Genomic DNA, 15,869 nt, shown 5'->3' with positions numbered 1-15,869 from the left:
AGTGTTACTTGGTTAAAGCTGCTGGCTGCTTAGGCTCGGCCGCCGGCTCCTGAAACATCAGGAAAGGGGTTAAACATGTGAGTATCAAACGTTCAGCGGTCCATACGCTTTCGTTACTGGCCGCTGCCATATTTGGAGTCGTCCTATTGCTGGGAGCCATCCGTACAGATATAGGTTTAATACAGATGGCTGCCGTGCTTGCGGTGTTGGCAATTGGTCTGTTTGTACTGACGCTTGCAACCGCATTTACAACAAAAGAACGGCTCTTTATGGCTGTAATCTATATTTTGATCGCCTGCACTTTTTTAAATAATGCATTTTTCGCGATTCATCTTGGATTTTTCAGTTTGTTTCTTTACAGGCTTCTGCTCATTGCAGCGGGGTGCCTCCATGTGATCGGTGTGGTGCGGAATCGAACACATATTGAAAGATGGAACGGACTGCAAGTGAAAGGGATTTTGCTCTTTTTCGCTTTTTGGTTTATATACGGCCTTGTTTCTCTGCTGTGGGCCAAATCGGTGACAGCCGGCATCAAATATTTGGCCTTGTTGGCAATGGGAATTTTCTTCATTTACCTCATTGTCATGTACGTGCAAAAAATGGAGCGGCTCATGATTGTTTATACCATTTGGCTGGTGATGACAGTATTCCTGATGATCATTGGTTTTTACAATCATATGACCCATCATCATCTCCCGAGTTCAACGCTATACAGCGGACCGGAATATAAGCAGCATTATCCGACATCGGTCTTTTTTAATCAAAATGACTTTGCAACATTTTTATCGATCAGCTTCTTTTTTTACATTACATTGGTGAAAAACATAAAGAATGGATACATCAAGGCGATTGGCCTTTTGCTCTCGCTCTGTGCGTTGTATTTAATTTTTGCTACCGGTTCAAGAGCCAGCCTTCTGGGCATCTTTGCCGGCGCTGCTGTCTACATCTTCATTGTATTGCCGCCTGTTCTAAAGAAAATGGCCATTTGGCTGTCTGGGGCAGGAATCACCATTTTTGCAGTTCTTTTCGCTGGCCGAATTTATTCAAAGTTCTGGGAGCTGTTTCTGGCCCCGCAGACGCTGCATTCATTTCATGACATGCTTCCGTCAAATGTGGCCCGGGCCAATCTGCTGAAAAACGCATGGCACTTTTTCCTTGATTCATACGGATTCGGAGTCGGAGCAGGGAATGTATCCTATTATCTTGAGCATCATGCTTTATATGATACTGACAACGTGACAGAGGTGCACAACTGGCTTGTTGAAATCCTTGCTAACTTTGGCTTGTTCATCATGCTGGGATATCTGGCCGTTTATGCTTACCTCATTTGGGTGCTTTACAAATTTTATGAAAGAAAATTGGGAAATCAGTCAAAACTGATCACAGAAGGGCTTATTACGGCACTGGTCAGTTTCCTGGTATCCAGTATCAGCCCAAGTTCTGTTTCAAATTTATTTTTCCATTGGGTGTTTCTGGCGCTCGTCATCGCCGCCGTGAATGTGTTAAGGCGATCCAGACAGATGCCTGAACCGCTGTACAGATAAACAGACTACAAAAAGCAGGGAGACTTATATGAACGATATATTGATAAGAATAGCCCGGCGTATTAAAAAAAATATCATTTGGATCATAGCAGTGCCAATTATATTAGGTGCGGCGGGTTATATCCTGCCGTCACAGATCGCTGATCAAAAGAGCTATACAGCCGAGGACACTTTGGCTGTGGGGAGCTATGATCATCCGGTTTATAACAGTACAGAGGAGATTCCGCTTCTGCTCAAGAGTGACTCTTTTTTGAAGGAGGCGCTTCCTGACGAAAAGGATGAAGATTTGGCAGTGATCAAAGAGAAGCTTACCATCAAAGCGGAATCTAAATCGTTACTGACCTTGAGCTATAGCGACGAGGATAAGGATAGAACGGAATCCATCTTAAACGCCATTTCCTCCGCCTTTCTCAAAAACGATCAAAAGCTGTATTCAGAAAGAGAAGCCGTCATCCGCCGCAGCATAGATGCACTCGAAGGTGAGACGGTAAGCGAGGATTCCAAAGTGGATAAAGAGAGATTTTTGTATGAGCTGAAAAACACGCAGCTTAATCTGAAACCGGCCAGTGTCACTGATTCTGAAACCGTAAGTGAGGCAGCAGGCGGCGGAATGTCCCCGAAAAAGAAAGCGGTTCTTGGCGCTATGATCGGCCTCACGATTGCCTTTATGTTCGTTGTCATTCCTGAATTTTTCAGGGAATCCTTTTAAAATCATACGATGGAGATGTGATCATGACCAATTGGAAACCTCTCGTATCTGTCATTACACCTTCTTATAATGCGCGTGACTATATTGAAGACACGATTCATTCAGTGTTAGATCAGAGCCATTCTCATTGGGAAATGATTATCGTGGATGATTGCTCAACGGACGGGACACGCGACATTTTAAAGCAGTATGAAAAAATAGATGAAAGAATTCATGTCGTGTATCTGGAAGAGAACAGCGGAGCTGCGGTTGCTCGAAACAAAGCATTGGAGCGCGCTCAAGGACGTTATGTAGCATTTTTGGACAGTGATGATAAATGGAAAAAAGACAAACTGGAAAAGCAGCTTGATTTTATGATGGAGCGTTCCTGTGCGTTTTCTTTCACAGGCTACAGCTTAATGGCGCAGGACGGAACCCCGCTCGATAAATGTATTCATGCACCGGAAAGCCTGACGTACGATGACGCTCTGAAAAATACGATTATCGGCTGCTTGACCGTGATGATTGACAGGGAGCAAACGGGACAAATCCAAATGCCGAATATTAGAACGAGACAGGACTTGGCCACATGGCTGTCACTTTTGAAAAAAGGATTTACCGCCTATGGAATGAATGAATGCCTAGCTGAATATCGGCTTGTAGATAACTCGATATCCAGCAACAAATGGAAGGCTGCGAAAAAAACGTGGTTTGTCTACAGGGAGATCGAACGGCTTCATTTCATCAAAGCCACATGGTGTTTTGTTCAATATGCAAAAAACGCGGTGAAAAAAAGATTATAGCCGCAGACAGAGAGAAAAGGTGATGAAGGTGGAAACAAAAGAAGCAATCATTCATGTCATCGTTGCCACTGCTGAATGGGGAAAAGACCAATTGAGATACAGAAGGCACCGGCTGGCAGAATTTTTAGCCGCTCAGGAGGAAACGAAGGAAGTCATTTGGGTGTGTCCGGCTCCGCGCCCCCAAGGAAATGAATTTCAGCAAGTTCATTCAGGCATCAGGCAATTTGCTGTCAAAGACCTGCTGGAGAAAAAAATGTTTCGTTTCGGACGATATACAGATGTCTTTTACAGGCATAAGCTCAAACCTTTACTTGATGAGCTGACATCTGCTTCTGCAAACGGTGAACGCTGCTGTTTATGGTACACGTTCCCTGGATTCCCGCTGCTGTCTTCGCTGTATCCCTGGGATCAGGTCATTTATGATTGCAGTGATTTATGGGCAGCGCCGATCAGCGGCCGTTCAAATCTGCTGTCTGAGTTTCGGCGAAAAGTCATTAAATCGGCGGAGCTGAGAATTATAGACCGTGCAGATTCCATTACCTGCTCATCGGATTATCTTCACAAAGAAGTAGACAAAAAACTGACAGCAGGACGAGAAAAGGTTCATACAGTCGAAAACGGTGTTGAATATGAGCTGTTTTCTGCAAATAAACAAGCTCCCGATCGCAGCATATTGCAGGGAAGAGAAGGAACAGTATTAGGTTTTATCGGCGGGATCAAACCTAAACTCGATTTTAAAATGATTGAAGAAGCTGCGCTGCAAAAGCCTGATTGGACATTTTTATGGGTTGGTCCGGATGCCACCAACGGCGATGTCTCGTTTCAAGAGCTTTTGAGGCTTCCCAATGTCATATGGACCGGCCCGGCAGATCCAAAAGAAGTTCCGCATTATATGGAGCTTATCGATATCGGTATCATGCCATATAAAAAATCATCGTATAATCAAGCTGTGTTTCCGCTGAAACTATTTGAATTTTTGGCGGCTGGAAAGCCTGTCGTCGGCTCTAATCTTCCGTCAACCTCAAAAATGAAACAGCCGTATGTATACGAATATGTAGAAGGCGATCATCCGATTGATTTTATAGTCGCTTGCGAAAAAGTGCTCAGTCAAAACGAAGATGAAACGTATAAAGAAATGCGCCGAAATATTGCCCGCGCGCAAGATTGGAATTGCTTATTTAAACAAATCATGAAATATACAGGGATTCAAAAACATGCGTAGTCCTATAAATTGGGATGCGCGTTTTTTGATTATACGTGTTTCTTTTTGATGAAGCTTGTTATAATAACTAAGGAGAAGGTATAATGGAAGGAACGGTTCTCTATATAAATAAAGACTTCATTTAATTCCAAAGGAGACTTCTTTATGCTTGACGAACGCATGATTCGCATTGTTGTTGCGTTTATTGTCTCGCTGCTTACAGTTTTAATCATAACCCCAATCGTAAAAAGGATTGCGATTAAAATAGGTGCAGTTGACCAGCCCAGCAATCGAAAAGTACATGACAAAATCATGCCCCGGATGGGCGGGCTGGCCATATTTATCGGGGTGGTTGCAGGCGTGCTTGCATCCGGAATATACACAGAAACAAGAATGACGGCTATTACAGTCGGGGCATTCATCATTATTGTGTTGGGTATTCTTGACGATAAATATCAATTAAGTGCAAAAGTTAAGTTTTTGATTCAATTAGGTGTAGCCATTATGGTTGTAAGCACTGGCTTAAAAATGGACTTTTTCTCAGTACCTTTTTTAACAGAACGATTTGAGTTAGGATGGATGGCTTATCCGCTGACAGTTTTATGGATTGTCGGCATCACAAACGCGATTAACCTGATTGACGGATTAGATGGTCTTGCCGCAGGTCTCTCTGTTATCGGCCTGTCAACGATCGCCGTCATGGCACTATCGGGCGGAAAAGTACTGATTCTGTCACTTTCATTGGTTGTGATCGCCAGTACGCTTGGATTTTTGTTTTACAACTTCCACCCGGCAAAAATCTTTATGGGTGATACAGGATCACTTTTTTTAGGGTATAGTATTTCGATTCTTTCATTATTAGGCTTGTATAAAAGCGTAACATTGTTCAGTATCGTTATCCCGATTATTATATTGGGCGTACCGATTTTTGATACAACATTTGCAATCATCAGGAGAATATTAAACAAACAGCCCATTTCGGCGCCAGATAAGTCGCATATCCACCACAGACTGATGGCCTTTGGCCTTTCACATCGGATGTCGGTCATTGTGATTTATCTAATTGGATTTATTTTCAGCATAAGTGCAATTGTACTTAAAAGTGCCACAATCTGGCTTTCTTTGTTTATTATCTTCATTTTAATTATTTTTATGCAGATTATTGCAGAAGTGACAGGACTTGTGAATGAAAAATTTAAGCCGTTTACGAAATTTTATAAACGGCTATTGAAAAGGAATTAAAAACTCCGGCTGAATTGCCGGAGTTTTTTTCTGCACAAAAAAGCCTGATCCTCTAAAGGACCGGGCTTTTTTTAATAGGATGAATCAGTTGTCGAATTCGTTGTACTGTTTGAGCTTGTGCTGCTGTCATTCGAATAGCTGCTTCCGCTCGTCGTACCGTCTGTTGTGCTTTCTTCCGTGCCAGTGCCGTATGTTGAACTTCCGGTACCGGAAGTGTCAGTGCTGCTTGTATCTGGAGTATAATCTAAATGCTCTTGGAGCGTTTGTCTGACTTTCTCCAGATTTGTGGCATCCGGTTCAAAATAATACGTGTTGTTAGGCCCTAAATACAAATCAGATCCTGTAATGCTCAAAGTGTCGATTTTCTTGCTGGTAAAGCCGCTGTAAATCTGCTGCAGCGCTAAACCTTCAGTAATGCGAATATTGGTTTCAACGTTCTCGCTGGCTTTTTCTGCGATTTTATCGATCTTAGCAATGTTGCTTGCACTTGACATTCGGTCAATCAGTGCATTTAAAATTTGTTTCTGTCTGTCATTACGGCCGAAGTCTCCGCGTTTATCCTGTTTTCTCATGCGGGCATACGCCAAGGCTTCTTCGCCGTTTAAGTGCATCTCGCCTTTTTTGAAGTAGATCCGTTTGCTTTCGTCTACGTCACTTTTTTCATCGAAATCGAAAGGCACATCTACATCAATACCGCCAACTTCATTAATTACATCTTTAAATCCGTCAAAATCAACTGTGACATATTTATCGATCGGGATTTGCAAGAAGTTTTCAACGGTTTCAACTGTCTCATCTTTTCCGCCTTTGCTGTAAGCGGCATTAATCTTTGTTTTGCTTCCGGTTGTGTCACTGGCTAATTGCACCCGTGTATCACGCGGAATGCTCAGCATTTTCATGGTTTTATTTTTGGGATCAAGGGTAACTACAATAAGAGAGTCTGATCTCCCTTTTTGTCCTTTGGTCGCGTAATCCTCTATTCCCATAAATAAAATAGAAAACGGTTTTTTCTTCATATCTACAACTTCGCTGCGAAGATTTGATTTATTTCCGCGGGAAAGAGCATCGTATGAATCATCCGCAGCGCTAATGGTTTTATAAAGTTTATATCCTCCAAGCCCAACGACTACCAATAATGCAAGGGCGAACAATAACACAATTCTTTTTAAGATTTTCCTGCGTTTGCTCTTTTTCTTTTTTCGCACACGCACTCTAACGCGTTCAGCCATTATTCAGTCTCCTTTAAGTGATTGACGGCTTTTTCAAGATACGTCAACTCTCCCTCTTTAATATCACTTTTTCCATTTGTCAGTTCTGTCATCCACTCAGAAAATGCGTTTGTATCTTTTTCTTCCACGTATGTTTCGAATTCAACATTTTCCGCATAATGGATTTCCTTTAAGAGAAATTGTGATTCTCTTAATTCATTTTCAATCTTGCCAAGCCAAGTGTAATCTGCGGAAGTATGCATGACCCGCATAAGTTTCCGTTCTACAACACCTATATGATTTAATCCTTCAGACACTGATTTCCCATAAGCGCGAATTAATCCGCCGGCCCCAAGTTTAATGCCTCCGAAGTATCGTGTAACGACGGCGCAAGTGTCCTTAAGTCCGCGTTTTTTTAATACCTCGAGCATCGGCACTCCCGCTGTACCGCTTGGTTCTCCATCATCATTGGCTTTTTGGATATGATCGTTCTCGCCAATTACGTAAGCCGAGCAATTATGAGTCGCATTCCAGTGCTGTTTCTTTATTTTCTGTATAAATTCCTGTGCCTCTTGTTCGGTAGAAACACGGCTTAAATGACAGATAAAACGCGATTTTTCTATAACAATCTCGTGTTCTCCTGCTTCTTTCACAGTAAAATAGCTGTGCAGCATGCTTGCTGACCCTCCTGCTAAGCATAAAAGACTGTCTATACAAATTCGTACAGTCTTTAGAATTTTTGTGCGTATTTTGTTATCATAAAGAGTAAGAAGGTATATAAAATTGTTTTTTTCTAGAATATACGCATTCTTTCATTATAATTCGACACAATTTGCAGATCAATTACATTTATAATAAAAATATATGACAACGCCGTGACGGAGGGAAATTATGAATAAAACAAAGATGGATTCCAAAGTGCTGGATTCTATTCTGATGAAGATGCTGAAAACCGTTGACGGGAGCAAGGACGAGGTTTTTCAAATCGGGGAGCAGTCACGCCAGCAGTATGAACAGCTGGTTGAAGAACTGAAACAAATTAAACAGCAGGTGTATGAAGTTATCGAGCTTGGCGATAAACTTGAAGTGCAAACCCGCCATGCGAGAAACCGTTTATCTGAGGTCAGCCGCAATTTTCATAGATTCAGTGAAGAAGAAATCCGCAATGCTTACGAAAAAGCCCATAAGCTGCAGGTAGAATTGACGATGATCCAGCAGCGTGAGAAGCAACTGCGAGAACGCCGGGATGATTTAGAACGCAGATTGTTAGGCCTTCAGGAAATCATTGAGCGGTCTGAATCATTAGTAAGCCAAATTACAGTTGTGCTCAACTACTTGAATCAGGATTTGCGCGAGGTGGGACTGCTGCTTGCTGATGCTCAGGCAAAACAGGATTTCGGCTTAAGAATTATTGAGGCGCAGGAAGAAGAGCGAAAAAGAGTCTCCAGAGAAATTCATGATGGACCTGCTCAAATGCTGGCAAATGTTATGATGAGATCGGAATTAATCGAGCGGATTTTCCGTGACCGGGGTGCTGAGGACGGATTCCAAGAAATTAAAAATCTCCGTCAAAATGTGCGGAATGCCCTTTACGAAGTGAGAAGGATTATATATGATTTAAGACCGATGGCCCTTGATGACCTAGGCCTGATTCCAACTTTAAGAAAATATCTATATACAACCGAGGAATATAACGGGAAGGTCAAAATACATTTTCAGTGCATCGGTGAAACAGAGGATAAGCGCCTAGCGCCCCAGTTTGAAGTTGCGCTCTTCAGGCTTGCACAGGAAGCTGTGTCTAATGCGCTAAAGCATTCTGAATCTGAAGAAATTACAGTCAAAGTTGAGATCACAAAGGATTTTGTGATTTTAATGATTAAAGATAACGGCAAAGGGTTCGACCTGAAGGAAGCGAAAGAGAAGAAAAACAAATCATTCGGTTTGCTGGGCATGAAAGAAAGAGTAGATTTATTGGAAGGAACCATGACAATAGATTCGAAAATAGGTCTTGGGACATTTATTATGATTAAGGTTCCGTTATCTCTTTGACTATGATTTGTAAAATAGAGCCAAAAGGCATATTGACTGAATGATAGAGTATATAGAACAATAATACAAGGAGGCGTGGCTTGTGACTAAAGTAAACATTGTTATTATCGACGACCATCAGTTATTTCGTGAAGGTGTAAAACGGATATTGGATTTTGAACCTACCTTTGAAGTGGTAGCCGAAGGTGACGACGGAGACGAAGCGGCTCGTATTGTAGAGCACTATCATCCTGATGTTGTGATCATGGATATCAATATGCCAAACGTAAATGGCGTGGAAGCTACAAAACAGCTTGTAGAGCTGTATCCTGAATCTAAAGTAATTATTCTATCAATTCACGATGACGAAAATTATGTAACACATGCCCTGAAAACAGGCGCAAGAGGTTATCTGCTGAAAGAGATGGATGCTGATACATTAATTGAAGCGGTTAAAGTAGTTGCCGAGGGCGGTTCTTACCTTCATCCGAAGGTTACTCACAACCTCGTTAACGAATTCCGCCGTCTTGCAACAAGCGGAGTTTCTGCACATCCTCAGCATGAGGTTTACCCTGAAATCCGCAGACCATTACATATTTTAACTAGGCGGGAATGTGAAGTGCTGCAGATGCTTGCAGACGGAAAAAGCAACCGCGGTATTGGTGAATCATTGTTTATCAGTGAGAAAACCGTGAAAAACCATGTGAGCAATATTTTACAAAAAATGAATGTGAACGACCGGACGCAAGCTGTTGTGGTCGCCATTAAAAATGGCTGGGTAGAAATGAGATAGTATAAAATGAGACTTGCCTTTTACTAGGCAGGTCTTTTTTTAGGTCGCTGTTTCCCTTACAATAGAGTTATAAAGCAATAAGGCAGGTATCGAAGCTATGAATATTGCAGTAGTAACAGACAGCACAGCATATATTCCGAAAGAAATGCGTGAACAACATCAGATACATATGATCCCCCTTCAGGTTGTTTTTGGGGAAGAAACTTACCGTGAAGAAATCGAACTGGACTGGAAAAGCTTTTACGAAGAAGTTAAAAAACATAATGAGCTTCCGACGACTTCTCAGCCGCCAATCGGCGAGCTGGTTGCTTTGTATGAAGAGCTTGGCAAGACTTATGATGCGGTCATCAGTATCCATCTTTCCAGCGGAATCAGCGGTACGTTCAGCAGTGCAGCAACGGCTGACACTATGGTCGACAATATTGACGTGTATCCATTTGACTCAGAGATCAGCTGTTTGGCTCAAGGCTTTTATGCTCTTAAAGCTGCTGAATTAATCAAAAATGGAGCATCATCGCCGGAAGATATTATAAAAGAACTGGAAGAAATGAAAAAAACAGTTCGGGCGTATTTTATGGTAGATGATTTAGCCCACCTTCAGCGGGGCGGACGATTAAGCAGCGCTCAAGCCTTCATTGGGAGTCTTCTAAAGGTAAAGCCTATTCTTCATTTTGACAATAAGGTAATTGTGCCTTTTGAGAAGATTCGCACACGTAAAAAAGCAATTTCGCGAATTTATGAGCTTTTAGACGAAGATGCGAGTAAAGGATTGCCTATGCGTGCTGCTGTTATCCACGCTAATCGAGAAGAAGAAGCAGCGAAAATCATTGAAGAGCTTTCTGCAAAATATCCTCATGTTGAATTTTATAACAGCTATTTTGGCGCGGTAATTGGCACTCATTTGGGTGAGGGCGCGCTAGGAATTTGCTGGTGTTTTGAATAACGCAAAATCTCCGTTTTAGCAGCGGAGATTTTTTTATATTCTTATTTTGATTGCTGGACAGAAAATATTCATTCAGGCATACTGTCTCGAAAGGAGGCGGTGCTATGCTGATTATGCCAGCTGAAAAGAACATTTCTTTCTCAAAAGAATTGCAGCAGACGCTTCAAAGCCGTCAGTTGCTCAGAACTGAACTTCCATTTTCCGATGAGATGATTGAATGGCATATCAAAAATGGCTATATCGCTGCTCAAAACTCTATATCCGTAAATAAGCTGGGGTATAGGTGTAATAGGTGCGGCCAAAATGACCAGCGGTATTTTTCTTTTTATCATTCATCTGGAAAGAATCAGCTGTATTGCCGTTCTTGTGTCATGATGGGCAGAGTGAGTGAAGATGTTCCTTTATATTCATGGATAGAGGAGGTTGAACCCAATTGGCAGCCTATCAAGCTTACGTGGAATGGCCAGCTCTCAAGCGGACAGCAAAAAGCTGCCAATGTCTTAATTGAGGCCATATCAAAAAAAGAAGAGCTCCTCATCTGGGCGGTTTGCGGCGCTGGCAAAACAGAGATGCTATTCCCCGGTATAGAATCCGCGTTAAATCAAGGACTGCGTGTTTGTATTGCCACACCCCGCACCGATGTTGTATTAGAGCTAGCTCCGAGACTCAAGGCTGCCTTTCAGGGTGCTGACATTTCAGCGCTTTATGGAGGAAGCGAGGACAAAGGGCGGTTATCTCCGCTTATGATTTCCACTACACATCAACTCTTGCGATATAAAGACGCATTCGACGTCATGATCGTTGATGAAGTTGATGCTTTTCCGTATTCTGCTGATCAAACTCTTCAATTCGCTGTTCAAAAAGCAAGAAAGAAAAACAGCACTCTTGTTTACCTAAGTGCAACACCCCCTAAAGAATTAAAAAGAAAAACACTGAACGGACAGTTACACTCAGTTCGGATTCCAGCAAGACACCACAAAAAACCTTTGCCAGAACCGCGCTTTGTATGGTGCGGAAACTGGAAAAAGAAATTAAACCGAAACAAAGTTCCGTTAGCTGTAAAAAGATGGATAGCGTTTCATGTGAAAGAAGGGAGGCCTGTTTTTTTATTTGTTCCCTCCGTTTCTGTTATGGAAAAGGCAGCTTCCTGCTTTAAAGATGTCAATTGCCGAACAGCGTTTGTGCATGCGGAAGATAAGCACAGAAAAGAAAAAGTACAGCAGTTCAGAGACGGTCAGCTTGATCTCTTAATCACAACAACAATATTAGAAAGAGGCGTTACGGTTCCCAAGGTGCAGACAGGTGTATTAGGTGCGGAATCGCCTATCTTTACGGAAAGCGCACTTGTTCAAATCGCAGGAAGAACCGGGCGTCATAAAGAGCATGCGGATGGTGATGTCATTTTCTTTCACTACGGAAAAACTAAGAGTATGCTGGATGCAAGAAAGCATATAAAAGAAATGAATGACTTGACAGCAAAAAATGAATGAACAGACTAGTCATTATTTGAAAACATGGTACAGTATACTCATATAACCACGATGAGGAGCTGTAAAAATGCTTGTCAATTCAAAAGAAATCGTAATGAAAGAACTGCTCGATCGATATATGGACCAGCTTCATATGACTTGCACTTGCCAAGTATGTAAAAACGATGTATTGGCACTTTCTTTAAACAAAGTAAAGCCATCCTATGTCACTGATCTTAAAAAGATCGCATATACGAAAGCTGAGCTGGTAGATAAACAAAAAAACACGGCTATGCTTGTAATTTTGGCTGAATCTGCTGCTGTGGTATCAGAGAGTCCAAGCGATTTATGCCAAACGAAGCAGGAGGAGGCATTCATAAACTGATCTGTCTATTGTGCGATTCACAATTTTCTCAAGCTGTTACATGGAGCGCCCTTTTTTTATTAAAGCCGGACGAAACGGTCTGTCATTCCTGCAGAAGCAAATTTAAGAAAATCACAGGACAAATCTGCACCTTGTGCGGCAGACCTCAATTCGTTCATGCGGTATGCAGAGATTGCGAGGTGTGGAAATCAAGGGTCAGTGACAGTTTGCTGCTCCGCCAAAACCGTTCAGTTTACACATATAATGAAATGATGAAAGAAACGCTCTCCCGTTTTAAATTTAGAGGAGATGCAGAAATCATAAATGCATTTAAAAGTGATTTTTCTTCAGCCTTCTCAGAGGTTTACCCCGATAAGCATTTTGTTCTCGTTCCTATTCCGCTGAGCAAGGAACGGGAAGAAGAGCGTGGATTTAACCAGGCGCAGCTCCTGGCAGAATGCTTAGACCGTCCTATCCACCATCCCCTCATCCGCCTGAATAATGAGAAACAGTCTAAGAAAAAGAAAACAGAACGCCTGCTTTCGGAGCGTATTTTTGATACAAAAAACAACTCAGCCGAAGGTATGAATATCATTTTAATAGACGATCTTTATACAACAGGCGCCACTTTGAATTTTGCAGCCCGCTGTTTATTAGAGAAAGGAAAAGCCCGTTCAGTGGCATCTTTTACCTTGATCAGAAGCTAAATGATTCTGTTTTTATGCCGATATAATCACTAGAAAATAACACAGGCATATTATCGAATAAGGAGAAAAAAGATGGGAGAACTGGCGAATTGTCCGAAATGCAATGCTTTATTTTTAAAAACAAAGCTGCAAACCGTATGTCAGGCGTGTATTAAGGAAGAAGAAAAATCATTTGAGATTGTATATAAGTTTTTAAGGAAACAGGAAAACCGGCAATCAACTTTGAGCCGCATAACCGAGGAAACAGGTGTAGAAGAAGAGCTGATATTGAAATTCATCAGGCAAAAACGCATTCAAATCACTCATCTTCCCAATTTGGCATACCCTTGTGAAAGATGCGGGACATCGATTCGGGAAGGCAAGTTCTGTAAGGCTTGTCAGTCCGATTTAAAGGCTCAAATGGATCATTTGGACCACGAGGACGCACTGAAAACAGAGAGAGAAAATAGTAAAAAAGACACATACTATGCCTATAATACCAAAAACAATTGATTCCCTAAACTAACTGAAAACGCAGTCGATAAAAGGGTTAGATTGTTTAAAGACTGCAACGGAAAGCGAGAGGAATCCTATGAAAATCAATCAATTTGGAACACAATCCGTTAATCCATACCAAAAAAATTATGAAAAGCAAGCGGTGCAAAAAACTGCTGCACAGCCTCAAGATAAAATTGAAATTTCATCACAGGCTAAAGAAATGCAAAATGCATCCGACGCAGTCACTGGTTCACGCCAGGAAAAAATTGCGCAGCTTAAAGCGCAAATTGAAAACGGGTCATACAAAGTAGACGCAAATCATGTAGCGAAAAATATGATTAATTTTTATAAAAAGCAATAAAAAAGGAGAAAGCCCATGTCAGCAAAGCCAATTATTGAACAATTGAAGCGACTTTGCGTTCTGCATGAGCACCTGCTCACGCTGTCTGAGGAAAAGACTGAAGCGCTCAAAGGCGGTAAAACAAAAGAGCTTTCTAATATTTTGACAAAAGAGCAAAAATATATTCAAGCTATTGGGCAGACAGAAGATGACCGGATCAAAGCAACTTCTGCCTTTCTCGGATACAGCGAAAATAACACCATTTCCGCATGTATCGCCAAAACCTCTGGCAGTGAAAAGGAAGAGCTGGAACAACTATATGAATCTCTTTCTAAAGTTCTCGGACGACTGAAAGAAGTGAATGAGATGAATAGGCAGCTGACGAGAGATGCGCTGCAATTCATCTCTATTTCATACGATACGCTGGTTCCTAAGGAAAACAACTTCAATTATAGCAAATCAATTAAAGCTGAGCTTCCAAAAAGCAGCCGAATGAAACTATTTGATTCAAAAGCTTAACAGAAAGGAATTCAGAATATGACATCTACCTTTATGGGGCTTGAAACTGCAAGGCGGGCGTTAAGCGCTCAGCAGGCAGCGTTAAGCACTACTGCAAATAACGTGGCAAATGCCAATACTGATGGTTATACAAGACAGAGAGTCTCATTAGAGGCAACTGACTATTTCCCTGCTGTATCTAAAAACGCAGAAAAAACCGCAGGGCAAATGGGAACCGGTGTACAAGGGAAGTCAGTTGAGAGAATAAGAGATATCTTTCTTGACTACCAATACCGTCTTCAAAACAACAGTGCCGGATACTACGACACGAAAGCTAAAGCTCTGTCCCAAATGGAAGGCATCTTAAATGAGACGGATGACAGCGGCTTAAACAGTGTGCTCAATTCGTTTTGGAATTCCCTGCAGGAATTATCGAATAATACAAACGAAGACAGCGCGCGTTCTGTTGTTGCTCAAAAAGGGAAAGCTGTAGCAGAAACGTTTAATTATATTTCTGAATCACTTACAAATGTTCAATCGAACTTAAAAGCAGAGCTAGATACGACTGTGTTGGATGTCAATTCTCTGCTTTCTCAATTAAACAGTTTAAATAAACAAATTGCACAAGTAGAACCGGTCGGGCTTCTTCCGAATGGTTTATATGATCAGCGAGATTTGCTGATAGATAAATTATCCTCAATGGTTGATATCAAGGTCAGTTACAACAAATCAGGCGGGAATGCGCTTGCTTCTGCTGAAGGGACTGTTTCCATTGAAATCCTTGATAAGAATAAACAGTCTCTGGGAACTGTTTTGGACGGTAAAAATTACGAGGTTTCAGAACTTGCAGCCAACTATGATAATGAAACTGGGTTAGTATCAAGTATTTCAATCGGAGACACTACTGTACAGGCTGAGTCATTCAACAGTAAGGGATCCCTTTTAGGATTTATAGAGTCTTACGGGTATGTAACAGCAGACGGCCAAGAAAAAGGCATATACCCGGACATGCTTTCTGACCTTGATAATATGGCGCTTGAATTCGCAAAAGCTTTTAATGAGGTGCACAGAAATGGTTTGACCAAGAGCGGCGAACAAGGCGGGGACTTTTTTGATTTTACCAGTGGTGAAACTGCAAAAGGAGCAGCAGGCAAGATTAAAGTTGCTGACAGCATATTAGATTCAAAAGGCGCAAACATTGCTTTCTCACTGACTGGCGCAGCCAACGATAATTCAAATGCAACAAATTTAGCGAATGTTTTAACCGGTGATATAACCATTAATGGTAAAAAAACAAGTGTGTTAGATTACTATGCAGGGCTGATTGGCGAGCTTGGAATTAAAGCACAAGAAGCTAATCGCCTGGCGTCTAATACAGAAACACAGCTTAATGACGCTGACATAAACCGTCAGCAAATGAGCGCAGTTTCTTTAGACGAAGAAATGACGAATATGATTCAATTCCAACACGCATACAATGCTGCTGCGAGAATGGTCACTTTACAAGACGAAATACTCGATAAAGTGATCAATGGCATGGGTGTCGGAGGAAGGTAGGTAGATC

Annotated in this window: 17 protein-coding genes; 15 read left to right on the top strand and 2 right to left on the bottom strand. The window is 41.7% G+C overall.

Going from position 1 to position 15,869, the window contains the following annotated elements; all coding sequences use genetic code 11:
* Window positions 1–77: 77 nt before the first annotated feature.
* From tuaE to BSI_RS19660, 5 genes are all read left to right on the top strand, one after another.
* Entirely contained in the window at window positions 78–1,544 is a 1,467-nt protein-coding gene (gene tuaE, locus BSI_RS19640) for a teichuronic acid biosynthesis protein TuaE (RefSeq protein ID WP_032731654.1), read from the top strand.
* 28 nt (window positions 1,545–1,572) lie between these two features.
* Entirely contained in the window at window positions 1,573–2,253 is a 681-nt protein-coding gene (tuaF, locus tag BSI_RS19645; protein WP_003235479.1) for a teichuronic acid biosynthesis protein TuaF, read from the top strand.
* 23 nt (window positions 2,254–2,276) lie between these two features.
* On the top strand, window positions 2,277–3,035 hold the full coding sequence (gene tuaG, locus BSI_RS19650) for a teichuronic acid biosynthesis protein TuaG (RefSeq protein WP_003235478.1): 759 nt from the start codon (window positions 2,277–2,279) through the stop codon (window positions 3,033–3,035).
* 28 nt (window positions 3,036–3,063) lie between these two features.
* Window positions 3,064–4,257 (top strand): teichuronic acid biosynthesis protein TuaH, encoded by a 1,194-nt coding sequence (gene tuaH, locus BSI_RS19655; protein ID WP_003235476.1) that lies wholly within the window; start codon window positions 3,064–3,066, stop codon window positions 4,255–4,257.
* A gap of 144 nt (window positions 4,258–4,401) precedes the next feature.
* Complete coding sequence (locus BSI_RS19660) at window positions 4,402–5,478, top strand: MraY family glycosyltransferase (RefSeq protein ID WP_003235474.1); 1,077 nt, start codon at window positions 4,402–4,404, stop codon at window positions 5,476–5,478.
* A gap of 71 nt (window positions 5,479–5,549) precedes the next feature.
* Here BSI_RS19660 and BSI_RS19665 read toward each other — a convergent pair whose 3' ends face one another.
* A complete protein-coding gene (locus BSI_RS19665; protein WP_003235471.1) occupies window positions 5,550–6,707 on the bottom strand; it encodes an LCP family protein in 1,158 nt (385 codons plus the stop codon).
* On the bottom strand, window positions 6,707–7,360 hold the full coding sequence (locus BSI_RS19670) for a YigZ family protein (protein ID WP_003235469.1): 654 nt from the start codon (window positions 7,358–7,360) through the stop codon (window positions 6,707–6,709). The genes BSI_RS19665 and BSI_RS19670 overlap by 1 nt, the downstream gene beginning before the upstream one ends.
* A gap of 217 nt (window positions 7,361–7,577) precedes the next feature.
* On the opposite strand from BSI_RS19670, the gene degS reads away from it, so the two are divergent.
* The 10 genes from degS to flgK all read left to right on the top strand — a co-directional run bounded on the left by degS (window position 7,578) and on the right by flgK (window position 15,862).
* Window positions 7,578–8,735: a two-component sensor histidine kinase DegS gene (gene degS / locus BSI_RS19675; RefSeq protein ID WP_003235467.1), complete on the top strand. Its 1,158-nt coding sequence runs from the start codon at window positions 7,578–7,580 to the stop codon at window positions 8,733–8,735.
* A gap of 82 nt (window positions 8,736–8,817) precedes the next feature.
* Window positions 8,818–9,507 (top strand): two-component system response regulator DegU, encoded by a 690-nt coding sequence (degU, locus tag BSI_RS19680; RefSeq protein ID WP_003219701.1) that lies wholly within the window; start codon window positions 8,818–8,820, stop codon window positions 9,505–9,507.
* Between the two features lie 97 nt (window positions 9,508–9,604).
* Window positions 9,605–10,450, top strand: coding sequence for a fatty acid kinase binding subunit FakB (fakB, locus tag BSI_RS19685; protein ID WP_003235465.1), 846 nt, complete (start codon window positions 9,605–9,607; stop codon window positions 10,448–10,450).
* A 107-nt stretch (window positions 10,451–10,557) separates the two neighbouring features.
* Window positions 10,558–11,940, top strand: coding sequence for an ATP-dependent helicase ComFA (gene comFA, locus BSI_RS19690; protein ID WP_032731806.1), 1,383 nt, complete (start codon window positions 10,558–10,560; stop codon window positions 11,938–11,940).
* Window positions 11,941–12,007: 67 nt separating this feature from the next.
* Entirely contained in the window at window positions 12,008–12,304 is a 297-nt protein-coding gene (gene comFB / locus BSI_RS19695; RefSeq protein ID WP_003235460.1) for a late competence protein ComFB, read from the top strand.
* Window positions 12,268–12,990: a ComF family protein gene (locus BSI_RS19700; RefSeq protein ID WP_003235457.1), complete on the top strand. Its 723-nt coding sequence runs from the start codon at window positions 12,268–12,270 to the stop codon at window positions 12,988–12,990. The genes comFB and BSI_RS19700 overlap by 37 nt, the downstream gene beginning before the upstream one ends.
* Before the next feature lie 72 nt (window positions 12,991–13,062).
* Window positions 13,063–13,482, top strand: coding sequence for a TIGR03826 family flagellar region protein (locus BSI_RS19705; protein WP_003235455.1), 420 nt, complete (start codon window positions 13,063–13,065; stop codon window positions 13,480–13,482).
* A gap of 79 nt (window positions 13,483–13,561) precedes the next feature.
* A complete protein-coding gene (gene flgM / locus BSI_RS19710; RefSeq protein WP_003235453.1) occupies window positions 13,562–13,828 on the top strand; it encodes a flagellar biosynthesis anti-sigma factor FlgM in 267 nt (88 codons plus the stop codon).
* Window positions 13,829–13,843: 15 nt separating this feature from the next.
* Window positions 13,844–14,326, top strand: a complete 483-nt coding sequence (gene flgN / locus BSI_RS19715; protein ID WP_003235451.1) for a flagellar protein FlgN — start codon at window positions 13,844–13,846, stop codon at window positions 14,324–14,326.
* An 18-nt stretch (window positions 14,327–14,344) separates the two neighbouring features.
* Window positions 14,345–15,862, top strand: coding sequence for a flagellar hook-associated protein FlgK (gene flgK / locus BSI_RS19720; RefSeq protein ID WP_003235449.1), 1,518 nt, complete (start codon window positions 14,345–14,347; stop codon window positions 15,860–15,862).
* Window positions 15,863–15,869 lie beyond the last annotated feature (7 nt).

Origin of the sequence: Bacillus inaquosorum KCTC 13429 (genome assembly GCF_000332645.1) — a bacterium.
In the GTDB taxonomy this organism is placed as follows: Bacteria; Bacillota; Bacilli; order Bacillales; family Bacillaceae; genus Bacillus; species Bacillus inaquosorum.
Note: the sequence above shows the minus strand (reverse complement) of the source record. Positions and strands in the feature narration are given on the sequence as shown.

Excerpts from the sequence above, each read along its gene's own strand:
- tuaG (WP_003235478.1), top strand. The coding sequence starts at position 2,277 with ATGACCAATTGGAAACCTCTCGTATCTGTCATTACACCTTCTTATAAT.
- BSI_RS19700 (WP_003235457.1), top strand. The coding sequence starts at position 12,268 with ATGCCAAACGAAGCAGGAGGAGGCATTCATAAACTGATCTGTCTATTG.
- flgK (WP_003235449.1), top strand. The coding sequence starts at position 14,345 with ATGACATCTACCTTTATGGGGCTTGAAACTGCAAGGCGGGCGTTAAGC.
- fakB (WP_003235465.1), top strand. The coding sequence starts at position 9,605 with ATGAATATTGCAGTAGTAACAGACAGCACAGCATATATTCCGAAAGAA.
- degS (WP_003235467.1), top strand. The coding sequence starts at position 7,578 with ATGAATAAAACAAAGATGGATTCCAAAGTGCTGGATTCTATTCTGATG.
- BSI_RS19665 (WP_003235471.1), bottom strand. The coding sequence starts at position 6,707 with ATGGCTGAACGCGTTAGAGTGCGTGTGCGAAAAAAGAAAAAGAGCAAA.
- flgN (WP_003235451.1), top strand. The coding sequence starts at position 13,844 with ATGTCAGCAAAGCCAATTATTGAACAATTGAAGCGACTTTGCGTTCTG.
- BSI_RS19705 (WP_003235455.1), top strand. The coding sequence starts at position 13,063 with ATGGGAGAACTGGCGAATTGTCCGAAATGCAATGCTTTATTTTTAAAA.
- BSI_RS19670 (WP_003235469.1), bottom strand. The coding sequence starts at position 7,360 with ATGCTGCACAGCTATTTTACTGTGAAAGAAGCAGGAGAACACGAGATT.
- comFB (WP_003235460.1), top strand. The coding sequence starts at position 12,008 with ATGCTTGTCAATTCAAAAGAAATCGTAATGAAAGAACTGCTCGATCGA.
- flgM (WP_003235453.1), top strand. The coding sequence starts at position 13,562 with ATGAAAATCAATCAATTTGGAACACAATCCGTTAATCCATACCAAAAA.
- tuaF (WP_003235479.1), top strand. The coding sequence starts at position 1,573 with ATGAACGATATATTGATAAGAATAGCCCGGCGTATTAAAAAAAATATC.
- BSI_RS19660 (WP_003235474.1), top strand. The coding sequence starts at position 4,402 with ATGCTTGACGAACGCATGATTCGCATTGTTGTTGCGTTTATTGTCTCG.